This is a genomic window from Brevundimonas sp. GW821-FHT12E07, assembly GCF_058807035.1.
The window spans coordinates 482,050-505,232 of sequence record NZ_JBXAQH010000003.1 but is presented as its reverse complement, the minus strand read 5'-3'; the positions used below and the strand labels follow the sequence as shown (position 1 = coordinate 505,232).

Annotated in this window: 23 protein-coding genes; 16 read left to right on the top strand and 7 right to left on the bottom strand. The window is 67.9% G+C overall.

From position 1 onward, the window contains the following. Nucleotides 1–11 precede the first annotated feature (11 nt). The 5 genes from AC1ROD_RS14235 (at nucleotide 12) to AC1ROD_RS14215 (ending at nucleotide 5,571) form a co-directional block, all read left to right on the top strand. Nucleotides 12–1,643 (top strand): peptide chain release factor 3, encoded by a 1,632-nt coding sequence (locus tag AC1ROD_RS14235; RefSeq protein WP_492948923.1) that lies wholly within the window; start codon nucleotides 12–14, stop codon nucleotides 1,641–1,643. A gap of 89 nt (nucleotides 1,644–1,732) precedes the next feature. After that, nucleotides 1,733–2,998 (top strand): hypothetical protein, encoded by a 1,266-nt coding sequence (locus tag AC1ROD_RS14230; protein ID WP_492948922.1) that lies wholly within the window; start codon nucleotides 1,733–1,735, stop codon nucleotides 2,996–2,998. A 225-nt stretch (nucleotides 2,999–3,223) separates the two neighbouring features. Beyond that, nucleotides 3,224–3,601, top strand: coding sequence for a hypothetical protein (locus AC1ROD_RS14225; RefSeq protein WP_492948921.1), 378 nt, complete (start codon nucleotides 3,224–3,226; stop codon nucleotides 3,599–3,601). Nucleotides 3,602–3,736: 135 nt separating this feature from the next. Continuing rightward, a complete protein-coding gene (locus AC1ROD_RS14220) occupies nucleotides 3,737–4,978 on the top strand; it encodes a hypothetical protein (RefSeq protein WP_492948920.1) in 1,242 nt (413 codons plus the stop codon). A 41-nt stretch (nucleotides 4,979–5,019) separates the two neighbouring features. After that, nucleotides 5,020–5,571 (top strand): CDP-alcohol phosphatidyltransferase family protein, encoded by a 552-nt coding sequence (locus AC1ROD_RS14215; RefSeq protein WP_492948919.1) that lies wholly within the window; start codon nucleotides 5,020–5,022, stop codon nucleotides 5,569–5,571. Between the two features lie 267 nt (nucleotides 5,572–5,838). Here the strand turns inward: AC1ROD_RS14215 and AC1ROD_RS14210 are convergent, their stop codons facing one another. Next, on the bottom strand, nucleotides 5,839–6,090 hold the full coding sequence (locus AC1ROD_RS14210) for a hypothetical protein (RefSeq protein WP_492948918.1): 252 nt from the start codon (nucleotides 6,088–6,090) through the stop codon (nucleotides 5,839–5,841). Nucleotides 6,091–6,186: 96 nt separating this feature from the next. On the opposite strand from AC1ROD_RS14210, the gene AC1ROD_RS14205 reads away from it, so the two are divergent. Beyond that, on the top strand, nucleotides 6,187–6,444 hold the full coding sequence (locus AC1ROD_RS14205) for a hypothetical protein (protein ID WP_492948917.1): 258 nt from the start codon (nucleotides 6,187–6,189) through the stop codon (nucleotides 6,442–6,444). Here AC1ROD_RS14205 and AC1ROD_RS14200 read toward each other — a convergent pair. Both AC1ROD_RS14200 and cysQ read right to left on the bottom strand, forming a co-directional pair. Continuing rightward, nucleotides 6,441–6,659 (bottom strand): hypothetical protein, encoded by a 219-nt coding sequence (locus tag AC1ROD_RS14200; protein ID WP_492948916.1) that lies wholly within the window; start codon nucleotides 6,657–6,659, stop codon nucleotides 6,441–6,443. The genes AC1ROD_RS14205 and AC1ROD_RS14200 overlap by 4 nt on opposite strands. 76 nt (nucleotides 6,660–6,735) lie before the next feature. Then, the gene (gene cysQ, locus AC1ROD_RS14195; RefSeq protein WP_492948915.1) at nucleotides 6,736–7,515 is read right to left on the bottom strand and encodes a 3'(2'),5'-bisphosphate nucleotidase CysQ; all 780 of its coding nucleotides are present in this window, start codon (nucleotides 7,513–7,515) and stop codon (nucleotides 6,736–6,738) included. A gap of 94 nt (nucleotides 7,516–7,609) precedes the next feature. On the opposite strand from cysQ, the gene chpT reads away from it, so the two are divergent. The 4 genes from chpT to AC1ROD_RS14175 all read left to right on the top strand — a co-directional run bounded on the left by chpT (nucleotide 7,610) and on the right by AC1ROD_RS14175 (nucleotide 11,528). Beyond that, nucleotides 7,610–8,272 (top strand): histidine phosphotransferase ChpT, encoded by a 663-nt coding sequence (gene chpT / locus AC1ROD_RS14190; protein ID WP_492948914.1) that lies wholly within the window; start codon nucleotides 7,610–7,612, stop codon nucleotides 8,270–8,272. An 87-nt stretch (nucleotides 8,273–8,359) separates the two neighbouring features. Continuing rightward, entirely contained in the window at nucleotides 8,360–8,731 is a 372-nt protein-coding gene (locus AC1ROD_RS14185) for a response regulator (protein WP_492948913.1), read from the top strand. A gap of 20 nt (nucleotides 8,732–8,751) precedes the next feature. Beyond that, on the top strand, nucleotides 8,752–9,570 hold the full coding sequence (locus AC1ROD_RS14180) for a CheR family methyltransferase (RefSeq protein WP_492948912.1): 819 nt from the start codon (nucleotides 8,752–8,754) through the stop codon (nucleotides 9,568–9,570). A gap of 86 nt (nucleotides 9,571–9,656) precedes the next feature. Continuing rightward, entirely contained in the window at nucleotides 9,657–11,528 is a 1,872-nt protein-coding gene (locus AC1ROD_RS14175; protein WP_492948911.1) for a M20/M25/M40 family metallo-hydrolase, read from the top strand. A gap of 4 nt (nucleotides 11,529–11,532) precedes the next feature. Here the strand turns inward: AC1ROD_RS14175 and AC1ROD_RS14170 are convergent, their stop codons facing one another. After that, the gene (locus AC1ROD_RS14170; RefSeq protein WP_492948910.1) at nucleotides 11,533–11,679 is read right to left on the bottom strand and encodes a hypothetical protein; all 147 of its coding nucleotides are present in this window, start codon (nucleotides 11,677–11,679) and stop codon (nucleotides 11,533–11,535) included. Between the two features lie 216 nt (nucleotides 11,680–11,895). Here AC1ROD_RS14170 and recA point away from each other — a divergent pair, with 216 nt between their 5' ends. Further along, the gene (gene recA / locus AC1ROD_RS14165; RefSeq protein ID WP_207870722.1) at nucleotides 11,896–12,978 is read left to right on the top strand and encodes a recombinase RecA; all 1,083 of its coding nucleotides are present in this window, start codon (nucleotides 11,896–11,898) and stop codon (nucleotides 12,976–12,978) included. A gap of 273 nt (nucleotides 12,979–13,251) precedes the next feature. Here recA and AC1ROD_RS14160 read toward each other — a convergent pair whose 3' ends face one another. After that, the gene (locus AC1ROD_RS14160; RefSeq protein WP_492948909.1) at nucleotides 13,252–13,635 is read right to left on the bottom strand and encodes a hypothetical protein; all 384 of its coding nucleotides are present in this window, start codon (nucleotides 13,633–13,635) and stop codon (nucleotides 13,252–13,254) included. Nucleotides 13,636–13,832: 197 nt separating this feature from the next. Between AC1ROD_RS14160 and AC1ROD_RS14155 the strand changes: the two genes are divergently transcribed. From AC1ROD_RS14155 to alaS, 4 genes are all read left to right on the top strand, one after another. Further along, nucleotides 13,833–14,285, top strand: a complete 453-nt coding sequence (locus AC1ROD_RS14155; protein ID WP_492948908.1) for a hypothetical protein — start codon at nucleotides 13,833–13,835, stop codon at nucleotides 14,283–14,285. Nucleotides 14,286–14,310: 25 nt separating this feature from the next. After that, nucleotides 14,311–14,520 (top strand): hypothetical protein, encoded by a 210-nt coding sequence (locus AC1ROD_RS14150; protein ID WP_492948907.1) that lies wholly within the window; start codon nucleotides 14,311–14,313, stop codon nucleotides 14,518–14,520. A 50-nt stretch (nucleotides 14,521–14,570) separates the two neighbouring features. After that, nucleotides 14,571–15,080, top strand: a complete 510-nt coding sequence (gene rraA / locus AC1ROD_RS14145) for a ribonuclease E activity regulator RraA (protein WP_492948906.1) — start codon at nucleotides 14,571–14,573, stop codon at nucleotides 15,078–15,080. Nucleotides 15,081–15,212: 132 nt separating this feature from the next. Further along, on the top strand, nucleotides 15,213–17,861 hold the full coding sequence (gene alaS, locus AC1ROD_RS14140) for an alanine--tRNA ligase (RefSeq protein ID WP_492948905.1): 2,649 nt from the start codon (nucleotides 15,213–15,215) through the stop codon (nucleotides 17,859–17,861). Between the two features lie 36 nt (nucleotides 17,862–17,897). Here alaS and AC1ROD_RS14135 read toward each other — a convergent pair whose 3' ends face one another. Both AC1ROD_RS14135 and AC1ROD_RS14130 read right to left on the bottom strand, forming a co-directional pair. Further along, the gene (locus tag AC1ROD_RS14135) at nucleotides 17,898–21,473 is read right to left on the bottom strand and encodes an ABC transporter permease/M1 family aminopeptidase (protein ID WP_492948904.1); all 3,576 of its coding nucleotides are present in this window, start codon (nucleotides 21,471–21,473) and stop codon (nucleotides 17,898–17,900) included. Nucleotides 21,474–21,485: 12 nt separating this feature from the next. After that, nucleotides 21,486–22,367 (bottom strand): ABC transporter ATP-binding protein, encoded by an 882-nt coding sequence (locus AC1ROD_RS14130; protein ID WP_492948903.1) that lies wholly within the window; start codon nucleotides 22,365–22,367, stop codon nucleotides 21,486–21,488. A gap of 135 nt (nucleotides 22,368–22,502) precedes the next feature. Between AC1ROD_RS14130 and AC1ROD_RS14125 the strand changes: the two genes are divergently transcribed. Further along, nucleotides 22,503–23,174 (top strand): DUF1345 domain-containing protein, encoded by a 672-nt coding sequence (locus tag AC1ROD_RS14125; protein WP_492948902.1) that lies wholly within the window; start codon nucleotides 22,503–22,505, stop codon nucleotides 23,172–23,174. The last annotated feature ends 9 nt before the right edge of the window (nucleotides 23,175–23,183 follow it).

Below are 23,183 nucleotides of genomic sequence, written 5' to 3'. Positions count from 1 at the left end.
CCCCCGCGACCATGTCGAAACTGACCCTGCCTGAAGAAGCCGCCCGTCGGCGGACCTTCGCCATCATCGCCCACCCGGACGCCGGCAAGACCACCTTGACCGAGCACCTGCTGCTGGCCGGCGGGGCCATTCGCGCGGCGGGCGCGGTGCGGGCGCGTGGCGAGAACCGGCGCACCCAGTCCGACTGGATGAAGATCGAGAAGGAGCGCGGCATCTCGGTCTCGGCCTCGGTCATGACGTTCGAGCACGACGGCAAGATGTTCAACCTGCTCGACACCCCGGGGCACGAGGACTTCTCGGAAGACACCTATCGCACCCTGACCGCCGCTGACTGCGCCATCATGGTGCTGGACGCCGCCAAGGGGATCGAGCCCCAGACGCTGAAGCTGTTCGAGGTCTGTCGTCTGCGGGACATCCCGATCATCACCTTCATCAACAAGCTGGACCGCGAGGCCCTGGACCCGATGGAGCTGCTGGACCAGATCGCGTCCCAGTTGCAGCTCGATCCGGCCCCGATCTGGTGGCCCGCCCAGAGCGGCAACCGGCTGCGCGGCATGATCGAGGTGGGGACGGGCAACTTCCAGCCCTATGCCCGCAAGGTCCCCGGCGCGGTCGAGGACGCGGGCCATCCCGAGGCCTTGCACATCGACGCCGCCTCCCAGCATTTCGAGGCTGGCGAGCTGAACGAACTGCGCGAGGCCGCCGAACTGGTCGAGGGCGGCTATCCCGCCTTCAACCACCAGAGCTTCCTCGAAGGCCATATGACGCCGATCCTGTGGGGTTCGGCCCTGCGCCACTTCGGCATCGACGAGCTTCTGAAGGCGATCGGCGACTGGGCTCCGCCGCCCAAGACCATGAAGGCCCAGAAGGCCGCCCCGCCCGAGACCCGCAACGCCCCCGCCCCCGTCGACCTGACGGTCGAGCCTGGCGCGAACGAGGTCACAGGTTTCGTCTTCAAGGTCCAGGCCAACATGGACCCCAACCACCGCGACCGCATCGCCATGTTCCGCATGGCCTCGGGCAGCTTCAAGCGCGGCATGAAGCTGAAGGTCCAGAACACCGGCAAGCAGCTGTCGGTGAACGCCCCGATCATGTTCTTCGCCTCGGACCGCGAACTGGCCGAGGACGCCTTCGCCGGCGACGTCATCGGCATCCCGAACCACGGCGTGCTGCGCGTCGGCGACAGCCTGTCGGAAAGCGGCATGGTCCGTTTCGCCGGCCTGCCCAACTTCGCGCCGGAGATCCTGCAGCGGGTGCGGGTCAAGGACCCGCTCAAGGCCAAACACCTGAAGAAGGCGCTGGACGGCCTGGCCGAGGAGGGCGTGACCCAGCTGTTCCGTCCCGAGCTGGGCGCGGACTTCATCGTCGGGGCCGTGGGCCAGCTGCAGTTCGAGGTCATGGCCGACCGGCTGGGGGAAGAGTACGGCCTTGAGGTCATCTTCGAGCCCAGCCCCTACGCCGAGGCCCGCTGGATCGACGGCACGGACGCCGACATCGAGGACTTCAGCTCCAAATACCGCAGCCAGATGGCCCGCGACATCGACCAGGCCCCGGTCTTCCTGGCCAAGTCGAGCTGGGAGACCGGCTATGTGATGGAACGCTTCCCCAAGGTGGCCTTCACCAAGACCAGGGAACGCGGCTAGCCGTCGCTCAGGTTGCAGGCCGCTCAACGAACGGTGGACCGCCTGCGGCAAATCGAGTTTAGGATGGGGGCTCTCGGGGGAGTTCAATCTTGTCGCCAGTCGTCCAACGCCTTTTGTCCGCCCCGGTCTTCGCCGTGGCGCTGACCGTCCTTACGCCGGTGTCGGCCCTGGCCGAATGGCGACGCGCCCAGAGCGAGCATTTCGTCGTCTACAGCGACGGCTCGGAACGCGTGCTGCGCGACTATACGGCCAGGCTGGAGCGTTTTGACGCGCTCCTGACTACCCGCTTCGGCGGCGCCCGCGCGGAGGCCCGCCGTTTGCCGGTCTATCTGGTGAGCGACGGCCGGGCGTTGCGCGTGGCTGTGCCGGGCCTGCCCACCGGCATCGCCGGCTACTACTCCAGCAGCGACGCCGACGTGTTCGCGGTACTGATCCGCGGCGAAGGCGACGACATCCTGCTGCACGAATACAGCCACCACGTCATGGCCCGGGCCGGCGACACGAAATACCCGGGCTGGTTCAACGAAGGCTTCGCCGAGTTCTTCGCCACGGCGACGGTGACCGAGGCGGGGTCGGCGTCATTCGGCCTGCCCAGTCCGGGGCGCATGCGCGCGCTGCAGACGGAGCGCTGGCTGCCCATGGATGCGGTGCTGCGCGCCGAAGGCTCCCTGGGCATCACCGGGCAGCAGCAGATGGGGATGTACTACGCCCAGTCCTGGGCCCTGGTTCACTGGCTGCTGGCCGACGCCAACCGCATCCGCGCCCTGTCCGGCTACGTCAGGGCAGTCAACGGCGGTCAGGATCCTGTCGAGGCCTGGCAGGCGGTGTTCGGCATGACGCCCGAGCAGTTGACGGCCCAGCTTCGCGCCCACGTCCAGGGCCGCCTCTCCTACGCCAAGCTCGACATCCCGCCGATCAGCCCGGTCACCACGGTGACGACCCTGTCGCCCGCGGCGGACACGGTCATTCTGCCGGCGATCAACGCCCGCTCGTGGAATCCCGACCAGACCGACGGGCCAGCGCTTCTGGCGACCTTGCGGGCGGCGGCCGCCCGCTTCCCCGATGACCCTCTCGCTCTTGTCGCCCTGGGTCGTGCGGAAATGCGCTGGGGCGACCAGGCCGCCGCCGAGACGGCCCTGACCCACGCGCTCGAGGTTCAGAGCGACAACGTCGAGGGTCTCATCCTGATGGCGAACCTCAGCACGGAGCGGGGCGGCGACGCGACGGACGAGGCCGAACAGTCGCGGCAGTGGAACCTTGCGCGGGACTACATCGCCCGTGCGCTGGAGGCAGACCCCACCGACCAGCGGGCCTATAACGCCCAGGCGCGCATCCAGCGCTCCATCGGACGCTGAGCCCGGCGGCGCGAGCTGTGGAACCGAAGCCGGGGTTGAGGCTTTATCGCCGCATAACGCGGTCTGATGACCCGCGATGCCGATCGGGCCTGCCCGGTCAGGAACGGGGATAACCCTCAGGGTTCCCTGCGAAGGACTTCGGGTAAGACCCGATGGGCCTTCCTTCCGCCATGTGCTCATGCTTCTGTGACGCTTCGAAACGGCGCGAGCGTCGTGGAGGACGTCATGACCGCGACCATCGCCGGCCTGCTGGCCGCCCTGACCGCAACGGCCCTGAACGCAGCCGTCAGCACCGCGGCGCAGACCGCGCCGGCGCCGACGCTCATCTCCTATGACGAGACGGTCCGCTGCGCCGGAGTGACCCAGGCGGCGTCCGAACTCGAGGGGGGAGAGAGTGCCGAGGGCAAGGCCCTGTCCGACTCGGCCCTCTACTGGTCGCTGGCCGCGACCCAGGCGGCCCAGGCCTCGAACCGGAACGCCAACGTCGCTGACGCCGACCAGAACCGCGCCCGCATCCGGGCGGTGCAGCAGCTCAATGCGGGCGACGCCGACGCCAAGGCGGCCCTGCAGCGGTGCCGCGCGCGAACGCCGGACCTGGGATGATACCCGATGGCGGACGACCCGGCTTATCCCGACAAAGCTGAGCTGAACCGCCGAACCGGCCCTGCGTTTGCGTGGAGCCCCTCAGGACCGCCCCCGCGGTCCCGAAGCGGGACGACCGAGAGGCTGACGAGGCGCATGTTCGAGTTCGGAAGAGACCTGAGACGGCTGTTCGCCCAGGCGCGCGAGAGCGAGGACCTGAGCTGGCTGGAGCTGATCGGCGTGGATCTTCTGGCCGTCGAGGCACGTCAGCAATGCACCGACGCGGGCCGGGTGTCCTGCGCCAAACCCCATCCCGCCTGGCTGCGCGGCGCGGCCCTATGGCGCGAGCACGCGCGCCGCACCGGCTCGGCCGACAGCATCCGGAAGGCCTTGGGGGCGACGCTGGACGCCGCCCGGCAGGCGAAGACCCCCGAAGAGATCGCCCGTGCCGCCGTCGAGAAGGCCCTGACCCTGCTGCTCCGCTTCGACCTCTCGGGCGGCCGCGAGGTGCTGGACATGGCCGCCGAGGCCGTGCCGGGCACGCGCGATTGCCGCCCAGCGACCATCGCCCTGATCTCCGCCGCCCATGCCCGGATCCGCATGCGTCAGGCCCGGTTCGAGGAGGACGGCAAGGGGCTGATGGCCGCCGCCGCCCTGCTGGACGCCGCCATCCACGAGATGGACCGCACCCGGGCCGGCAACCTCGACGAGATCCGCATGGACCGCGCCGCCCTGGCGCTGGAGGTCGGGGTCGACCGCCGCGATCCGAACCTGCTGGACCAGGCCGGGCGCGAGCTGCTGCGTCTGGTCGAGAGCGCCTCGCCCGACTATCGCCCCCTGACCCGCGCCCGGGCCCTGACCCTGTGCGGGGCCGGCATGGCGGCCCTGGGCGCCCTGGCCGACAACGAGGCCGCGCGCGAACAGGGCCGGGCCATGTTCGACGCCGCCGCCGACCAGTTCACCCCCGACCACAGCCCGCTGGACTGGGTCGTGATCCAGATCGTGCGCGGCGGCACGCCCGGCGCCGTCTCGCTGGCCGCCCTGCGCCAGGCCGAGGCCCTGACCGCCGGCCAGCATCTGGTCGTCGGCGCCATGGCCCGCGACATGCTGATCGAGGGCGAGATCGCCGCCGCGACCTCGACCGGCGACGTGCCGCGCCTGACCGACGTCGAGACCGCCGCCCGCATCCGTCTGGCCAGCAACCCGTCCGAGCTGGACTGGGCCGTCGACCAGATCGCCATGGCCCGGATCGCCCGCGCCCGCGCCCTGCTGACCGGCTCCGACGCCAGCGCCTCATCCCTCGCCCTGCTGGAAGCCGCCGAGGTCGCCACCGACCACGGCCTGCCCGACCTCGCCGCCCGCGCCCGATCCCTGCTGGCGATCCGCCTGAACGCCTGAGGCTCTCTGGCCGTCTCGTGACGGTGTGCTAGCTCTGGCGGATGCTGAACCGTCTGCCCTGGATGCTGGTCCTGTTCCGCCTCGCGGCCGGGCCCGCCATGATCGGTCTCGCCGTCCTCGTCCGGCCGGGCCTGTGCGCCCTGTTGCTGGCGCTGGGCGTCCTTTCGGACATCTTCGACGGGATCATCGCCCGACGGCTCGGCGTCGCGACCGAGGGCTTGCGCACCTGGGACAGCCGCGCCGACGTCATCTTCTGGATCTCGGCCTTGGCGTCGGTCGCCATCGCCCGCCCGAACCTGATCCCCCTGCTCTGGCCCGCCGCCGCTCTGATCGCGGCGCTGGAGATCGCCAATCATCTGGTCAGCTTCGCCCGCTTCCGCCGCGAGGCCTCGCCGCACCACTACCTGTCCAAGCTGTTCGGACTGGGTCTGTGGGCCCTGGTCGCCCAGGCCCTGTTGACCGGCGCCGTCCTGCCGACCCTGTGGACCGTCCTCGCCTTGGGCGTCGCCTCCCAGATCGAGGCCTTCGCCATCACGATGCGGCTCAAGGAATGGCGCTGCGACGTGCCCTCGGTGTTCAGCCTGAAGGGCTGATGGCGCCCGTCAGAAATCTGGCACGGAGCCCTGCGGAAAAAACAGCGCCAACAGTGCCAGACTGACTCTAGGATCGAGTGAAATCAGTCACTTGCAGGATCAACCGATTGGCGCCCTGCCAGTTATGCGAAATTCCGGCTGTCCTGCTGACAGACCCTGAACCGCTGCCTCGACATATCAAAGACCGTCGCGGCGACATGGGTCGCCTGGGTGGGCGGCGCAGATCGACCCGTCGCAGACGTTCTCTTGCACTCGGTATCGGCAGCGTCACCAGACACCAGCGGTCTCATCCACGAAGAGTCTGGCCTTGTTGGCCTGACACCAGACCTCAAGTTCGGACCGCAACACCGGCCAAAGATCCACTGCCCAAGACGGCGCTTTGGTTCGCCACGCCGCTTCAGTCGGAATGTATGCTGACAAAACCCCCATGGGCAGTTCGAGGATGAACGAACCGCCCGGTCCACTGACAAGCAGCTCTTCTTTCCATCGGGGTTGAAAGTTGAATGTCTGCTCGGTCATGCGCCGAAGATGGATTCATATCGGCGTGACCTCAATGTCCGCTTCCAACCCCTCAGCAGACGTTGAGCGTTTCCGAAGGTGAGCTACGGATACGCCATGACCGAATATCGTGAGCGGCGGCGCCATGCGAGCCCCGACGGGCAGTTTGAAGTGACCGTCGAGGAAGGCGACCACGGCTTGAGCCGTTTCACCTTGTGGCGGCTGTATGACCCTGCGCCCGACATTCCAGAGCTTGGCGGCCCGAGGTGGATCCCCGCCGAGACTTCGGGTTTCTACCAGACCGTGGCTGATGCTGAGGAAGCCGCTTCGGCGACCTTCGCCTGGCTGACAGCCCCGGCCCGTCACAGACGTTAGCCCTCTTCACCGAACACCGAAGGCTCGATGTCCATCATCGCCCCCTTCAGCCGCTGCTTCGCGCAGGAAGAATGCGCATAGACTTGCTGAAACGGGTCTTCGTCGCTTCGGGACCCATCGTGCCAACGCCACAGGCCCTCAAGCGTTATGAGGATGGCCCCATCGTCGGACCTTTCGATCCCTCGGTCGCAGAACCAGCATGAGTATTCGGTCATGCGCTCAGCCTAGCCGTGGCGGCGTCCGCTTCCCACCCCGTCGCGGACGTTCCGGCGACGGGTCGCTCTGCGTGGCCTAGCCGCCCATGGCGACAAACGCGCCGTTTTTGAAGCCCGGCTTGCCGTAGGCCATGCGCTGGCCGTCGGCGCCGAGGACGCGGCCGCCGGCGGCTTCGAGCACGGCCTGACCGGCGGCGGTGTCCCATTCATGGGTCGGGCCGGTGCGCGGATAGGCGTCGAAACGGCCCTCGGCGATCAGGCAGAATTTCAGGGAGGAGTCTGTACCCTGCCACTGGGTGCAGCCATGGCGGGCGGCCAGACGCGCGGCCTCTTCGTCGGTGACGCTGTGGCTCAGGAGGGCGATCCCCTCCTCCGGCCGGTTGCGCACCTTGATGGTGGTCCAGGCCTCGCCGAAGCGGCGGCGCTGGGCGCCGTCGGGGCCGAGCCGCCAGGTCGTGGAGGTCGCGGGCGCCGAGACCACCCCGGCGACGGGAACGCCGTCCTCTATGAGGGCGATGTTGACGGTGAAGCTCTCCTTGCCCGCCACGAAGCCCTTGGTGCCGTCCAGCGGATCGATCAGCCAGAAGCGCTTGGCCGCCGTCTCGGGCGCGCCGTCGGCCGCCACGGCCTCTTCGGCGACCGTCTGGACGCCGGGATAGAGGGCGTTCAGCCGCTCCAGAATGAGCGCCTCGGCCTGTTGATCGGCCAGGGTGACGGGGCTGTCGTCGGACTTGGCAGTCACCGTCACGCCGGAGCGCCAGTAGGGCAGGATCACCCGGGCGGCTTCTTCGGCGATGTCGGCGATGGCGTCGTGCAGGGCGCCCGAAGCGAGGGCCTGCGTCAGAATCTTGGTCATGGGGCGGGTCGATAGCCGATCCGACCGGTTTCGCGAACCGGCAAATCACCCCAGTTTGCCCAACCATCTCTCCGTGCGCCGAAAAAGAAGCTTCATGACCGACGATCTGACCGTTGACGTAAACGCCGAACTCTCGGGCGCCGAACTGGCCGCCTTCATCGCCGCCAAGCTGTGCCACGACTTCGTCAGCCCGGCCGGGGCGATCAATTCGGGTCTGGACCTGCTCAACGATCCCTCGGCCGCCGATATGCGCGACGACGCGCTCGGCCTGATCACCCAGAGCGCCTCCAAGCTTCTGGCCCTCGTCTATTTCTGCCGGGTGGCGTTCGGCGCGGCGACGACCAGCGAGCGGTTCACCGGCGACGAGCTCAAGGGCCTGGTCGCGGGGATGATCGAGGGCGGACGGGCGACCATGGACTGGCGGGTGTCGGAGACGGACTTCGACAAGCCCTCGGCGCGGGCCCTGCTCAACCTCGCCTATCTGACCGCCGGCGCCCTGCCCTCGGGCGGCGAGGCGGTGATCACCAGCCGCCGCGACGGGGATATGCTGATCCTGACCGGCCTGGCCGAGGGCGCCCGGGCCCGGCTGAAGCCCGAGGCCATCACCGGACTGTCGGGCGAGCGGCTGAAGGAGGGCCTCGCCGGTCAGTGGATCCAGCCCTACTGGCTGTGGCTGACCGCCCATGAGGCCGGCGGCAGCCTGAGCGTCATCGCCGAGGAAGGCCGGGTAGCGCTGGTCGCCCGGATGCCCGTTTAATCCCTTTTCCCAACGGCTCGTTAACCGGCGTAAAGCGATAATAACCTTGAAGTGCGGGCGCTTAGGGCCCGGCTGGAGACCCCGGACTTGGACGCCAGAACCTGCCTTATCGTCGACGACAGCCGGATCATCCGGAAGGTCGCGCGGCGCATCGTGGAGGGGCTGGGCTTCGAGGTCGACGAGGCCGCCGACGGCGCCGAGGCCCTGTCCTACTGCGCCTCGGTCATGCCCGACATCGTCCTGCTGGACTGGAACATGCCGGTCATGGACGGCCTGACCTTCCTGCGCCGCCTGCGCGCCCAGCCCGGCGGCGGCACGCCCAAGGTGTTGTTCTGCACCATCGAGACCGCGCCCGAGCGGATCGCCGAGGCCCTGGCGGCCGGCGCCGACGACTATGTGATGAAGCCGTTCGACGGCGAGATTCTGCAATCCAAGCTGGCGGAGGTGGGGGCCGTCTGAGGACGTCTTCTGAATACGCCATGACCCAGGAAGATTTCGAACGCCTCCAGACGCTGCTGGCCTCCCGGGCCGGCTTCCGCCTGACGCGCGACCGGATTCATCTTGCCGAACACCGCCTCGCCCCTGTGGCCCGCCGCGAAGGCTTCGACAGCGTCGACGCCCTGCTGAGCGCCCTGTGGGCCAAGCCGGTCGCCTCCCTGGGCTGGGCCGTCATCGAGACGATGCTGAACCCCGAGACCTGGTTCCGCCGCGACCGGGCGCCGTTCGACACCTTCACCCGCGAACTTCTGCCCGCGATCGGCCGGGTGCGCGAAAACGGGCTGGTGCGCGTCTGGTCGGCCGGCTGCTCCAACGGTCAGGAGGCCTGGTCCCTGGCCATGGGCGGGCTGGAGGCCGGCGCCAATGTCGAGATCATCGCCACCGACCTGTCGCAGCGCGCGATCGAGCGGGCCCGGGCCGGCAGCTACACCACCTTCGAGATCCAGCGCGGCCTGTCCGCCTCGGCCATGCTGCGCTGGTTCGAGCCGGCCGACGAACAGTGGGCCGCCCGCGACGCGTTGCGAGGGGTCGTGCAGTTCGAGCGCGCCAATCTGCTTGACGAACCGATCGCGGGCGCGCCGCGCTTCGACGTCATCTTCTGCCGCAACGTCCTCAACGACATGGACCCGGCCAAGCGCGGCATGGTCATCGAGGGGCTGGAGCGGCGTCTGGTCGACGACGGCTGCCTGTTCCTCGGCGCCGACGAGCGGCTGGACGGGGACACGGTCGCCTTCCGTCCCGTGAACGGCCGCCGCGGCCTGTTCGTGAAGGCGCCGTCCGCGCTCAGCCGCGCGGCCTGATTTCTGTTCGCCTGCGCAAGGCGAACCCGCTTCCCAAACCCTCGTCCGCCCACCTACAGTCTCCTTTCTGATCGGAGGGGATCATCATGCGGCTCGCCCTGCTTCTCGGCTCGCTGGCGCTTGCGCTGTTCATCGGCGTCATCGCCCTGCAGACGCCGTCGCCCAGAGGACCGGAGACGCCCGCAACCGCCTTCTCGACCGCGCGCGCCATGACCGATGTGCGCATCATCGCCGCCAAGCCGCACCCGCTGGGTTCGCCCGAGCATGAGGCGGTTCGCGGCTATCTGTTCGGGCGGATGACGGCGCTGGGTCTGAACCCCACCACCCACTCTGGCCCCTTGGGCGAGGCCGCCATGAAGCGGCTGACGCGATGGGGCCTCGATCCGTCGAAGCCGGCGATCAGCCTGGTCGGCGTCCTGCCCGGTCGTGATCCGACCAAGCCCACCGTGGTCCTGATGGCCCACTATGACAGTGTCGCGAAGTCGCCGGGCGCCGCCGACGACACGGCGGGGGTCGCCGCCATTCTGGAGGCGGTGCGGGCCATCAAGGCGCGGGGTCAGGCCGACCGCGACCTGATCGTCCTGATCACCGACGGTGAGGAGCTGGGTCTGGACGGCGCCCGCAACTTCTTCACCAGCCATCCCTTACGCGCCCACGCCGGGGCCATCGTCAATCTGGAGGCCCGGGGCGGCGGGGGCCGCGCCATGATGTTCGAGACCGGCCCCGGCAACCGCCAGACCATCGACCTGTTCACCCGGGCGGCGGCCAGGGCCGACGGCGGCGCGACCAGCAATTCACTGGCGGTGCTGATCTATGCCCTGATGCCCAACGGCACCGACTTCACCGTGCCGCGCAAACAGGGGCTGCCGGGGATCAACCTCGCCTTCATCGGCCGCCCGGCCCAGTACCACTCCCCGACCTCGACCCCGGATGCGCTGGATCAGGGCAGCGTCCAGCACATCGGCTCCCAGGCGCTGGAGGCGACCGACGCCTTGCTGCGCGCCCCCGCCCTGCCCGCCGCCGGCGAGAGCCGGGTCTATGCCGACGTCCTCGACCATCTGATCGTCGCCCACGCCCCGACGACGGGCTGGATCCTGCTGGCGATCACGGCGGCCCTGTTCCTGTTCGCCTTCTGGGGCGGGCGTCACGCCACGGCCCTTTCCGCCGCAGACGTCGGGCGCGGCCTGCTCGGGGGGCTGTGGCTGCTGACCACCGGCCTCGCCCTGGCCCAGGCCGTGCGGCTGCTGGCCGGTCCGATCTCCACCCGGGTGGCCTCGGCCGACACCTACTATGTCCTGCTGCGGCGGCTGCCGTGGATCGAGGGCGGCGTCGCCCTGACCGTTCTCGCCGTCGCCCTGGCGGCGCTGGCCGGACGCGATGTCGTCGGGCGCCGGGTGCTGGCGGGCGTGGTCGTCGCCGCGACCCTGCTGGCCACCGTCATGGGGGGCTTCAACCCGGTCCTGACCGGCGCGACCGTCATCGCCGTGGGCCTCAGCCTCTGGTCGCAGGCCGCACCGCGCACCGTCTGGGGCGGCTGGCTGGGCCTGATCCTGCTGATCGGCCTGCTCGGCGCCGGACTTCAGGCCGTCGCGCCGGAAGCGGCCTTCCTGCTGGTCTGGCCGGCGCTGGCGGCGGCGTTCGCGGCGGCCCTGTCGGCCCTGATCGGGGCGCGTCTGGTGTCGAAAGCCTCGATGGTCCCTGCGGCGCTGGTCACCGTTATCGGCGGCGGCTGGATCGTCAGCCTGGCCCATCCGGTCTTCCTCGGCATCGGCATGGACCTGCCCGGCGTCCTGGTCCCCCTCGGCTTGCTGATCCTGATGTTCGTCCGCCCGCTTGCCCCGCCACAGGTGGCGCGCGCCCTAGCCGGATGCGCGGCCGCCTGTCTGATTTTCGCCTGCGGGGTGTCGATGACGGCCAGGTTCGCCGAGCCGATGGACGCCCCGACCTCGGTGGGTTGATCCGTCAGATCACGATCAGCAAAAGCACCGCCGCGACGGCCGCGCCGATCAGGATTAGCGGGCGGTTATGGCGATGCAGGAAGGCCGCGAGATCGCCCGAGGCGGTTGCGGCGCGGTAGTCGTGTTCATGCGGCTCGTGATGGCAGGTCATGCCCTCGTTAACGATCCGCGGCGGTCACGGTTGCAATTTCGGTGCTGCAGCATGGCGTCAAAATCGGTCGTATGGCCGGAAAACGTTCTACTGATGTTCTCAAGAACACCTTGGCAACACCCCGAAAGCGTGTTCTACATCTGTTCACAGGGAGCGGGTCCACGGCGGGTCTCTCCCAGGCAATCGATGGGAATCATGGCAAGGGAGAGCGGTAAAATGGCTTCGCAGGCGGCATTGAAATTGGTGGGCAAGGAAGACGGCGACAAGCAGCGCGCCCTGGAGGCGGCGATCGCGCAGATCGATCGCGCCTTCGGCAAGGGCTCGGTGATGAAACTGGGCAAGAACGGCGTCGCCGAGGTCATCCCCTCGGTCTCGACCGGCTCGCTGGGTCTGGACATCGCGCTCGGCATCGGCGGTCTGCCGCGCGGTCGGGTGATCGAGGTCTTCGGCCCTGAATCTTCGGGCAAGACGACCCTGGCCCTGCACACGGTGGCCGAGATCCAGAAGGCGGGCGGCACCGCCGCCTTCGTCGACGCCGAACATGCGCTGGATCCGTCCTACGCCCAGAAGCTGGGCGTCAACCTCGACGAACTGCTGGTCTCCCAGCCCGATAACGGCGAACAGGCGCTGGAAATCGTCGACACCCTGGTCCGGTCCGGCGCCGTCGATATCGTGGTGGTCGACTCGGTCGCGGCGCTGACGCCCCGCGCCGAAATCGAGGGCGAGATGGGCGACAGCCTGCCGGGTCTTCAGGCCCGCCTGATGTCGCAGGCCCTGCGCAAGCTGACGGGTTCGATCAACAAGACCCAGTGCATCGTCCTGTTCATCAACCAGATCCGTCACAAGATCGGCGTCATGTACGGCTCGCCGGAAACGACGACGGGCGGCAATGCGCTCAAATTCTACGCCTCGGTCCGTCTGGACATCCGCCGCACCGGCGCGATCAAGGACCGCGACGAGGTCACGGGCAACACCACCCGGGTCAAGGTGGTCAAGAACAAGGTCGCCCCGCCGTTCCGCGAGGTCATCTTCGACATCATGTACGGCGAGGGCATCTCTAAGCTGGGCGAGGTCATCGACCTGGGCGTCAAGGCCGGGGTGATCGAGAAGTCGGGCAGCTGGTTCTCCTATGACTCGACCCGCATCGGTCAGGGCCGCGAGAACGTCCGCGCCTTCCTCAAGGCCAACCCCGACATGGCCGACGCCATCGAGGACAAGGTCCGCAAGTCGCAGAACAAGATCGCCGACGACCTGCTGGGTACGCCCGAGCCGGACGAAGGCCAGGATCTGGAAGGCTGATCATTCCGCTCATCCCCGCGCAGGCGGGGACCCAGCCCCTCAACGGACGTCATTGTCGGGGGCTGGGGCGGTAAATCTCAAGAGACACTCCCTCCGGCTGGTCCCCGCGACCCGCCGCCGACCCCGCGGGGCTCGGGCCGGAGTGAGCAAGGGCCGCCCCGCGTCAGCGAGGCGGCCCTTTTTCTCTGGGCGCCGATCCCGCGGACCGGCCGGACCAGCCGCCTGACCGATCCGGTCAGATGGCCTTTTCATTCGTCCGTCAGGCCCGCCTGATCACCAGTCCCAGGGCAGATAAGGGCCCATGCTGGTGCAGACGTACATCTGGGTCTTGACCTCGTAGCCCGAGGGGAGCTGCGGGCTGGTGACATAGACCGTTCCCCCGATCCCGCTCACGCAGCTGTCCGACCCGGTGGCGATCAGATCGGTCAGGGCCGCGTCCGAATAGACCTCGTAGCTGTAGGCGATCGGGGCGCAGCCGTTGATGTCCGGGCTGCAGTAGATTCCAGGCCCCGGATAATACTGCTGGAAGGCGACGGCCGCCGCCGCGATCGAAACCGCCGCCACGGGCGCCGGAGCCGCGGGAGCCGGCGCTGCGGCCCCAAGCGAAGCCGCCATCATCAAACCCGCCGAGATGGCGCCGAACATACGCATCCTCATCGAACCCTCCTGTGAACCGCACGGCTTGTGCGTGTGAACGGTCTCCCGACAATCACAGATTGGCAATCTGTGGTTTTATCTATCCCGGGTTTATCCACTGTGGCGTTTGCTAGCTCCCCGCGACCGCGTCGGCACCCGCCCCTTGACCTTGGCGACAATCGGCAGACCATCCTGGTCGCCACGAGGGGGACCGACCTATGTCCAGCAAGCCCATCGCCATCCTGCTCGCGGGTCTCGCGGGCGGGGCGGCGGATATCCTGACCGCCTTCGTCATCTATCGCCCGGCGACGCCGATGGTGATCCTGCAGTCGGTGGCCAGCGGCTGGCTGGGCAAGGCGTCGTTCAAGGGCGGGCTTCCGGCGGCGGGGCTGGGTCTCGTGTCCCACTTCGCTATCGCCATCATCTTTGCAGCCATCTTCGTACTCGCCGCCGGTCAGGCGCCGGTGCTGCTGAAGAAGCCGCTGATCGCCGGGCCGGTGTTCGGCGTCTGCGTCTACGGCATCATGAACGCCATCGTCGTGCCCCTGTCCAACGCGCCTGAACGCCACGCGCCGACCGCCGTCATGCTCGGCCTCGGCCTTGTGGCCCACATCCTGTTCGGCCTGGCCCTCGCCTTCACCGCCTCGCGGATGCTAGGCGCAAAGGCCTGAGTTCAATCGCTTACCGGAGAGCGCCATGGTCGCCCCCATCCAGAAGCTGGCCCAGTTCAACCTGGCCGAAACCGACGACGGCTATCTGCTGGAAATCGGCGGCGACAAGGGCGGGATGATCACCGTCGAGGCCACCGCCGAACAGCTGGACGCCATCATCGAGGCCCTCGACGCCCTCATCTCGGCCGATGATGACGCCATCGTCGAAGACGGTGACGACGAGATCGAGGACTAGCCGCCTCCCCGCGCGCCCGGCAGAGTGCGCCCTCCTCCCGGAGCGCCCCCATGCCTGAAGCCTCTCACTCGGTTGCGTCCCCCGCCACCGCCGACCTGATCGACGCCCATGAGGCGTTGCTGGCCTCCTGCCCGCTGCAGTTCCGCAATCTCGGCGGCCGCGCCCGCTTCCACGGCCCGATCCGGACGCTGAAGGTGTTCGAAGACAACGCCCTGGTGAAGTCGACCCTGTCCTCGCCGGGCGAGGGGGCGGTTCTGGTCATCGACGGCGGCGGCTCGCTGAACCGGGCCCTGGTCGGCGACATCATCGCGGGTCTGGCGGTCGAGAACGGCTGGTCGGGCGTGGTGGTCAACGGCGCGATCCGCGACCGCGTCGCCATCGGCGCCCTGAACCTCGGCCTCAAGGCCCTGGGAACCAATCCGGCCAAGAGCGCCAAGACCGGCGCGGGCGAGGCCGATATCCCGGTGACCTTCGGCGGGGTGACCTTCGCCCCCGGCCAGTGGCTCTACAGCGACGAGGACGGCATCGTCGTCGCGCCCCACGTCCTGCCGCTCAGCTGAGGTCCGGCGCCATCGCGCAACAGGGTGATGCGTCGGCGCCAAAACCCCTATATGACGCCCGTTCCGCCTGTTCGACGCGTGCGACCCGGCTGTATTCCGACGCCTGTGTAATAGACCGCCCCGAGACGCCCCATGACCACGACCCTGAAGCAGATCCGTTCGACCTACCTCGACTTCTTCGCGGCCGATGGTCACGCCAAGGTCCAGTCGGCCCCGCTGGTGCCGCAGAACGACCCGACGCTGATGTTCGTCAACGCCGGCATGGTGCCGTTCAAGGACTATTTCACCGGCGCCGCCACGCCGCCATATCCGCGCGCCACCAGCTCTCAGAAATGCGTCCGCGCGGGCGGCAAGCACAACGACCTGGACAACGTCGGCTATACGGCGCGCCACCTGACCTTCTTCGAAATGCTCGGCAACTTCTCGTTCGGCGACTATTTCAAGGAACACGCGATCGATCGCGCCTGGAATCTGGTGACCAGGGACTTCGGTCTGGATCCCAAGCGCCTGCTGGTCACCGTCTATATTGATGACGATGAGGCCGCCGCGATCTGGAAGAAGGTCACCGGATTCTCCGACGACAAGATCATCCGCATCGCCGGCTCTGACAATTTCTGGGCCATGGGCGACAGCGGTCCGTGCGGCCCCTGCACCGAGATCTTCTGGGACCACGGCGACAAGGTCGCCGGGGGCCCTCCCGGCTCGCCCGACGAGGACGGCGACCGCTATGTGGAGATCTGGAACAACGTCTTCATGCAGTTTGAAAAAGAGAACGACGAGATCGTTCGCAAACTGCCCAAGCCCTCGGTCGACACCGGCATGGGTCTGGAGCGGATGACGACCGTGCTGCAGGGCGTGCATTCGGTGTTCGAGACCGACCTGTTCCGCACCCTGATCGCGGCCTCCGAAGAGGCGACCTCGACGAAGGCGCTGGGCGAGCAGGCCGGCAGCCACCGGGTCATCGCCGACCACCTGCGCTCGTCATCCTTCCTGATCGCCGACGGGGTGACGCCGTCGAACGAGGGCCGCGGCTACGTCCTGCGCCGGATCATGCGCCGCGCCATGCGCCACGCCCACCTGCTGGGCGCTTCGGACCCGCTGATGCACCGTCTGGTGCCGACCCTGGTGTCGGAGATGGGCGAGGCCTATCCCGAGCTCGGCCGCGCCCAGGCCTTCATCGAGGACACGCTGAAGCAGGAAGAGATCCGCTTCCGCACCACCCTGGGCCGCGGCATGGCCCTGTTCGACACCGCCGTTCAGGGCTTCCAGCCCGGCGACATGCTGGATGGCCAGACCGCCTTCACCCTGTCGGACACCTACGGCTTCCCGCTCGACCTGACCCAGGACGAGGCGCGCCGTCGCGGCTATTCGGTCAATGTCGACGGCTTCGAGGAAGCCATGGCCGAGCAGCGCGAGCGCGGCCGCGCCAACTGGAAGGGTTCGGGCCAGTCGGCCAACGCCGGCGAATGGCTGGCCCTGCGCGACCGCCTCGGGCCGACCGTCTTCACCGGCTATGACAGCGTCGACGCCTCGGGCGAGGTCCTGGCCCTGGTGCACAACGGCGAGTCCGTCGACCGCGTCGAGGCCGGCCAGACGGCCGAGATCGTCTTCGATCAGACCTCCTTCTACGGCGAGGGCGGCGGTCAGGCCGGCGATCAGGGCGAGATCGAATGGGCCGAAGGGGCCGGCACGGTGCTGGACACCCAGAAGCACGGCGGCGACCTCTATGCCCACCGCATCGAGATCACGGCGGGCACGCTGGAGATCGGGACCCGGGTCCAGCTGCGCGTCTCGCCCGAGAAGCGCCTGACCACCCGCGCCAACCACTCGGCCGCCCACCTGCTGCACGCGGCCCTGTCGCATGTGCTGGGCGCCCACGTGGCCCAGAAGGGCCAGATGGTCGACGCCGACCGCATGCGCTTCGACTTCAGCCACAACGCCCCGGTGACCGAGGCCGAGCTGGCGGCGATGGAGGACGAGGTCAACGCCGTCATCCGTCAGAACATCCCAGCCGAAACCAAGCTGATGACGCCGCAGGACGCCATCGATGCGGGCGCCGTGGCCCTGTTCGGCGAGAAGTACGGCGACGAGGTCCGCGTCCTGACGCTGGGCCGTTCGCTAACGGATGAGGCCAAGGCCTTCTCGGTCGAACTGTGCGGCGGCACCCACGTGGCTCGCACCGGCGACATCGCCCTGTTCAAGATCATCTCCGAGACCGGCGTCGCCGCGGGCGTGCGCCGTATCGAGGCCCTGACCGGCGAGGCCGCGCGTCAGTATCTGCTGGCCCAGGCCGGCGTGGCCAAGGGGCTGGCCCAGGGCTTCAAGGTCCAGCCTCTGGACGTCCCGGCGCGCGTCGAAAGCCTGCAGACCTCGGTCAAGGCGCTGGAGAAGCAGGTCGCCGACCTGAAGAAGCAGCTGGCCCTGGGCGGCGGTTCGGGCGCATCGGCGGCTCCGGAAGAGATCAACGGGATCAAGCTGATCGCCCGCGTGCTTGACGGCGTCGACGGCAAGGGCCTGCGCGGCGTCGCCGAGGACTTCCGCAAACAGGTCGGCTCGGGCGTCGTGGCCCTGATCGGCGTCACCGACGGCAAGGCGGCGGTCACCGTCGCCGCGACCTCGGACGTGACCGACAAGGTCAACGCCGCTGAACTGGCCCGCGCCGCGGTGCTGGCCATGGGCGGTCAGGGCGCCGGCGGCAAGGCCGACTTCGCCCAGGGCGGCGCGCCGGACGGGTCCAAGGCCGAGGATGGTCTGGCGGCCGTGCGGGCGGCGTTGGGCTAACCGAAGCTACCCTCTCCCTATGGGAGAGGGTGAGCCCTACGACACCGCCTTCACATTGTCGTCCGAGGTCCGGTCGATCCATTTGTTGTACGGGTCGACCCCGGCGAAGGTCGGCTTGACCGCCGTGACGAAGCGGAAGGTCTGGACGCCCGAATGCAGCGGGCGGCGTTCCATCACCACCACCGACCGGCGATCAAAGCCCTTCTTGCCCGGCTCGGCGGTGAACAGACCGATGTCGATGCTTTCGTTCAGCGGGGCCTCGGTCTCGACGCCCTTGCCGCTGGCGTAGAGCTTCTTGGCCTCGACCGTCAGGGTCACGTCCCACTTGCCGTCGGCGCGACGCACCGCGCGGGTCTGGGTCGTCTTCAGGTCATAGAGGGCGACCTTCTCGAACAGGTCGGTGATCAGGGCCTGTTTGTCGGCCGGGGCATTGGCGCGCAGGGCCGCCACGAGGTCCACCGACCGGGCGTAGGGCGCGGAGTGGAAGGCGTAGCGCTGCAGTAGCGAGGCCAGGGCGCGGTTGACCGCCTCCTCCCCGATCTGGTCACGCAGCAGGTACATGACCATCGCCCCCTTGCGGTAGTGGATGTACTGCTGGTTCTCGACCCGCTCGAGCGGCAGCTCCTCCAGCCGCTCCGTGCTGCGGCCGCGCAGATAGGCGTCCAGTTCGTACTTCAGGAAGCGGCGGATCTGGCTGGGGCCGTACAGTTTCTCCATGACCATCAGGGCCGAGTACTGGGCCAGGGTCTCCGACAGCGACGTCGCCCCCTGCATGTCCGCGCCGATGATCTGGTGCGCCCACCATTGGTGCGCGAACTCATGCGCCCCGACATAGGTGACGTAGTCGACCTTTTCCGGATCGGAGACGTCGGCGATGAAGCCCAGGTTCTCGCTCCAGGCGAAGGTGTTCGGATAGGACTGGGCGAAGGAGCCGTAGGGGAACTCGCTGATCCGCGCCTGACGGAACTGATAGGGCGCGAAATGGGCGGTGTAGTAGTCCAGCGAGGCGCTGAGGGCCTGCATCATCCTGGGCACGTTGCGGGCGTGCTGGGCGTCGTAATAGACGACGAGATCGACGCCGTTGTGGTTCTGACGTGCGATCTGGTAGCGGGCCGACTGGATCGACATGAAGTAAAGCACCGGCGCCTCGGTCACGAAGCGGACCGTGCGGCGACCGTTCTTCGTGACGTCCGAGCGCTGATAGCCCGGCGCCAGGGGCGTCTGGTCGGCGTCGGTTGTGACGGTGATGTCGGTATTGACCCAGTCGGCGCCGATATAGTTGCGGCGGGTGGCGGACAGGTCCTCCAGCTTCGCCGGGCGCAGTTCGGGCGGCAGGCCGTATTTGCGGCGCTTGGTCCGGTCGGTCAGCAGGCCGCCGGAGCGGCTCATCCCGACGATCGGCGCGAACTCCATATTGTTCACGAAGGTGCCGTTGTCGGCGATCCGGGTCATGTTGCCGTCGTTCTTGAAGCCACGCTGCTCCATCACGGTGTCGAAGCTGACGGTGCGGCGCTCGCCCGGCTGCATCGGGGTGTCGAAGCGGTAGATGCGGTAGTCGAACTCCTTCCACTCACGCACCATCCGTGCGCCCTGGACGGTCAGGTTCTTCATCTGCAGATCGTCGACCCAACGCAGGTGCATCTCGCCGAGCGGGGCGCCGGTGTTGTTCTGGATCACATAGGAGCCGCGCGTCTCCAGACGCGGCGTATGGGGATGCAGGTCGAGGTCCAGCTTGACGTCGACGATGGTCGGCTGGGGTGTGGTCTCGAAGCGCAGCAGGGTCTTTTCATACTCGGCCGATCGCTTCTCCTCGGCGTCGGAGTTCCGGTAGGTGTTCCAGACGTTGGTGTTGACATAGATGAAGCCGCCCAGACCCACGAAGGCGGCCAGGGCCAGGGCGCCGACGACGCCGGCGGGTCCCTTCAGCCGATGCGGCAGGCGCTGGAAGCGCGGCAGGTAGCGGGTCTCGGTCCCGCGCCGCCACAGGCCGTAGCCCAGCACCAGCAGCAGGGTCGCGCCCATCGCCCAATAGCCGTTGGTCCACAGGGCGAACTTCCAGGCGTCGCCGAGGCCGTTCATGTCCGACTGCGGCATGCCGACGCCGGTCCCGTAGCGGTACAGGACGTGATCGAGCCCCATGCTCGACATGACGATGGTCGAGATCAGATAGGCCACCATGACGGCCCAGCCGACGAACTTGTTGGGCGACAGCGACTGCACCACGATGGCCAGGACCGCGGTCATGGCGAAGCGGATGGTCACGGGCAGGACGTACCAGAGCAGGTATTTGTCGATCTCGAAGTTGAAATAGCCCTTGAAGGCCTGGATGCCGATCCCGGCGACCACGCCGACGAGCAGGATCGAAGCCAGAACCAGGATCAGGGCCAGGGTCTTGGGCAGGAGGAAGGTCCAGTCCGGCGTCGCAGAGGCGTCGATCAGCTCGTGCATCTTGCGGTCACGGTCGCGCCAGACCAGCTCACCCGAATAGTAGATGGCCACGATCATGGCCACGAAGCCGAACGAACCCTGCAGCGCGGTGATCATCACCCGCGTCACCGGCAGGACCGGCGTGCCGTAGATCTCGCCCGAGACCAGGGTCACGACCACGGCGAAGCCGAAGGCGAAGACCATCAGGATGACGAAGGCGATGCTCTTGAACACCATGGCCATTTCGAAGGCCGTGCGCGCGCGCAGCTGGGTCCAGCCGCTGGCCCAGCCGTGGCTGGCGGCGGGCAGGGCGCCGGTGATCGGCTCGCGCGCCGGAGCAGTGGCGACGATCTTGCGCAGGGCGTCGGCCTTGCCCGCCTTCGCGCCGCGTCCGGTCGGCTGATAGAGCCAGTAGGTCGCCGCCAGGACGCCGAAGCCGACCGCCGTCCAGATCAGCTTGTTCCAGAGGAAGATGCCGGTCAGGGGCAGGTTGATCGTGTTCTTCTCGGCCGGGGTCCAGTATTTGGTCGCCAGCCCATAGGCGGAAGAGCCCAGCGGTTCGGCCCAGGCCATGATGTGCTCGAACTCGGGCTTGGAGCCCAGGACGCCCGAAGCGATCAGATAGGCGATCAGCACGCCCACGACCCCGATATAGGTCGCCATCATCGACCTGGTGGCGGTGGCCAGCATGAAGAACAGGGCCGAGGTCAGGAAGACCGCCGGCAGCCCCAGAACCGCATAGGCGTAGAGATAGTCCAGCGGACGGAACGGCCCGATGGTCTCCTGGTCGATCCAGGGCGCCAGGGTGCCGGCCAGCATGCCGATGGACACGCTGGCGAAGCACAGGGCCGTGGCCAGGAAGGCGCCGGTGAACCGGCCGTACAGATAGTCGAAGTTCGACATCCGCGTGGCCTGAACGATGGGGCCGAAGCCTGACTGGACGTCACGCACGATCACATTGGCCACGATCACCGTGGAGCCCAGCATGAAGAAGAGCGCCATTGAAACGTGGATCGCGGCCAGGAAGTACGGCGCGTTCTTGAACACGTTGCCGCCGGCGCTGACGTTGACGTTCGGAATGGCCAGCATGCCGAAGCCGAACAGGGCGAACATGATGGCGATGACCCAGAAGGCCGGCTGGCGCAGCTGGTAGCGGAATTCGAATGCGGCGACCTTGGCGAACATGATGGCGCGCCCTTACGCCGGAACTTTGCGCGAGGCGGTCAGGGTGGCGAAGTAGACGTCCTCCAGCCCTCCCGCGACGGGCTCGAAGCCCTCGCCCGGACGGCGGTCGGACAGGACGTGAATGACGGTCTTGCCGGCGAACAGGCGCGTGGAAATGACGTCGTAGCGGTCGCGCGCCTCCTTGAGCGCCTCCTTGTCGATGGTCTTCCTCCAGACCCGGCCGTCCATCTCCTTGATGAGTTCCAGCGGGGCGCCCTGACGCTGGATCTTGCCGCCCGCCAGCACCGCCATGCGCGGGCACAGGTCGGCGACGTCCTCGACGATATGGGTCGACAGGATGATCACGACGTTGTCGGCGATCTCCGCCAGCAGGTTCAGGAAGCGGTTGCGCTCCTCGGGGTCGAGGCCCGCCGTGGGCTCATCGACGATGATCAGCTTGGGATTGCCGATCAGGGCCTGGGCGATGCCGAAGCGCTGACGCATCCCGCCCGAGAAGCCGGCCAGGGCCTTGTTGCGCACCGGCCAGAGGTTGACCTGCTGCAGCAGGCTTTCGACCGTCGCCTTGCGGTCCTTGCCCGAGGCGATGCCCTTGAGCACCGCCATATGGTCGAGCATGTCGTAGGCCGAGACGCGCGGATAGACGCCGAAATCCTGGGGCAGATAGCCGAGGGTGCGGCGCAGCAGGTCCGGATCCTTGATCACGTCGATGCCGTCGAAATCGATCGAACCCGAGGTCGGCGTCTGCAGCGTCGCGATCGAGCGCATCAGCGTCGACTTGCCAGCCCCGTTTGGACCCAGCAGGCCGAACATTCCGGTCGGGACCTCCAGGCTGACGTTATCGAGCGCCTTCGTCCCGTTGCCGTAGACGTGGACGAGATTCTTGATCGACAGCATGTGACGCCCCTTTTCGCAGTGCGGAAGACAGTCCTGAACCCTGCCCCGACTTTGTCAAGCGACCTTGTCATCGGCAAGCCCTCTCCGCAAGTTACCGACTTGTAAGGATGGCGCGGCGCGGACCACTATCGTCCCATGCCCTCGCCCAAACGCCTGATCCATCTGCACTGGACCCTGTTGCTGGCGCTGGCCTGCGCGGTGGTCGTCGGAGTGTTGACCCCCGCCGACTGGCGCTGGCCGACGCGGATCGCCGCCGGCTGGGACGCGGGCGTCGGCCTGTTCCTGCTGGTGACCATGATCAAGTTGGCGCGCATCCGATCGGTGGACCGGATTCGGGAACGCGCCGCCGAGCTGGACGACGCGGGTTCCGCCGTCCTGCCGGTCAGCTGGCTGGCGGCCATGGCCAGCGTGGTCATCGTCATCGGCGAGACGGCGGGCGCTCCCGCCCACGAGGCCGCGTCCAGCGCCTTTCTGACCATCACGACGGTGGCCCTGTCGTGGTGCTTCATCCACCTGATCTTCGCCGAACACTACGCCCACGGCTTCTACGGGCCGGGCAAGACGGGCAAGGACGGCAAGGTCAAGGATCGGGGCGGGCTGATCTTCCCAGGGGAGACCGAACCCGATTACTGGGACTTCATCCATTTCGCCCTGATCATCGGCGTGGCCAGCCAGACCGCCGACATCCAGATCGCCGACCGGCGCCTGCGCCGCATCTCCTCGATCCACAGCGTCACCGCCTTCGTCTTCAACACGGTGATCGTGGCCCTGGCAGTGAATTTCGCGGTCAGCCTGCTGGGGCACTGACGGCCGCAA

Excerpts from the sequence above, each read along its gene's own strand:
- AC1ROD_RS14235 (WP_492948923.1), top strand. The coding sequence starts at position 12 with ATGTCGAAACTGACCCTGCCTGAAGAAGCCGCCCGTCGGCGGACCTTC.
- AC1ROD_RS14225 (WP_492948921.1), top strand. The coding sequence starts at position 3,224 with ATGACCGCGACCATCGCCGGCCTGCTGGCCGCCCTGACCGCAACGGCC.
- AC1ROD_RS14220 (WP_492948920.1), top strand. The coding sequence starts at position 3,737 with ATGTTCGAGTTCGGAAGAGACCTGAGACGGCTGTTCGCCCAGGCGCGC.
- AC1ROD_RS14215 (WP_492948919.1), top strand. The coding sequence starts at position 5,020 with ATGCTGAACCGTCTGCCCTGGATGCTGGTCCTGTTCCGCCTCGCGGCC.
- AC1ROD_RS14210 (WP_492948918.1), bottom strand. The coding sequence starts at position 6,090 with ATGACCGAGCAGACATTCAACTTTCAACCCCGATGGAAAGAAGAGCTG.
- AC1ROD_RS14205 (WP_492948917.1), top strand. The coding sequence starts at position 6,187 with ATGACCGAATATCGTGAGCGGCGGCGCCATGCGAGCCCCGACGGGCAG.
- AC1ROD_RS14200 (WP_492948916.1), bottom strand. The coding sequence starts at position 6,659 with ATGACCGAATACTCATGCTGGTTCTGCGACCGAGGGATCGAAAGGTCC.
- cysQ (WP_492948915.1), bottom strand. The coding sequence starts at position 7,515 with ATGACCAAGATTCTGACGCAGGCCCTCGCTTCGGGCGCCCTGCACGAC.
- chpT (WP_492948914.1), top strand. The coding sequence starts at position 7,610 with ATGACCGACGATCTGACCGTTGACGTAAACGCCGAACTCTCGGGCGCC.
- AC1ROD_RS14180 (WP_492948912.1), top strand. The coding sequence starts at position 8,752 with ATGACCCAGGAAGATTTCGAACGCCTCCAGACGCTGCTGGCCTCCCGG.
- AC1ROD_RS14175 (WP_492948911.1), top strand. The coding sequence starts at position 9,657 with ATGCGGCTCGCCCTGCTTCTCGGCTCGCTGGCGCTTGCGCTGTTCATC.
- AC1ROD_RS14170 (WP_492948910.1), bottom strand. The coding sequence starts at position 11,679 with ATGACCTGCCATCACGAGCCGCATGAACACGACTACCGCGCCGCAACC.
- recA (WP_207870722.1), top strand. The coding sequence starts at position 11,896 with ATGGCTTCGCAGGCGGCATTGAAATTGGTGGGCAAGGAAGACGGCGAC.
- AC1ROD_RS14160 (WP_492948909.1), bottom strand. The coding sequence starts at position 13,635 with ATGAGGATGCGTATGTTCGGCGCCATCTCGGCGGGTTTGATGATGGCG.
- AC1ROD_RS14155 (WP_492948908.1), top strand. The coding sequence starts at position 13,833 with ATGTCCAGCAAGCCCATCGCCATCCTGCTCGCGGGTCTCGCGGGCGGG.
- AC1ROD_RS14150 (WP_492948907.1), top strand. The coding sequence starts at position 14,311 with ATGGTCGCCCCCATCCAGAAGCTGGCCCAGTTCAACCTGGCCGAAACC.
- rraA (WP_492948906.1), top strand. The coding sequence starts at position 14,571 with ATGCCTGAAGCCTCTCACTCGGTTGCGTCCCCCGCCACCGCCGACCTG.
- alaS (WP_492948905.1), top strand. The coding sequence starts at position 15,213 with ATGACCACGACCCTGAAGCAGATCCGTTCGACCTACCTCGACTTCTTC.
- AC1ROD_RS14135 (WP_492948904.1), bottom strand. The coding sequence starts at position 21,473 with ATGTTCGCCAAGGTCGCCGCATTCGAATTCCGCTACCAGCTGCGCCAG.
- AC1ROD_RS14130 (WP_492948903.1), bottom strand. The coding sequence starts at position 22,367 with ATGCTGTCGATCAAGAATCTCGTCCACGTCTACGGCAACGGGACGAAG.
- AC1ROD_RS14125 (WP_492948902.1), top strand. The coding sequence starts at position 22,503 with ATGCCCTCGCCCAAACGCCTGATCCATCTGCACTGGACCCTGTTGCTG.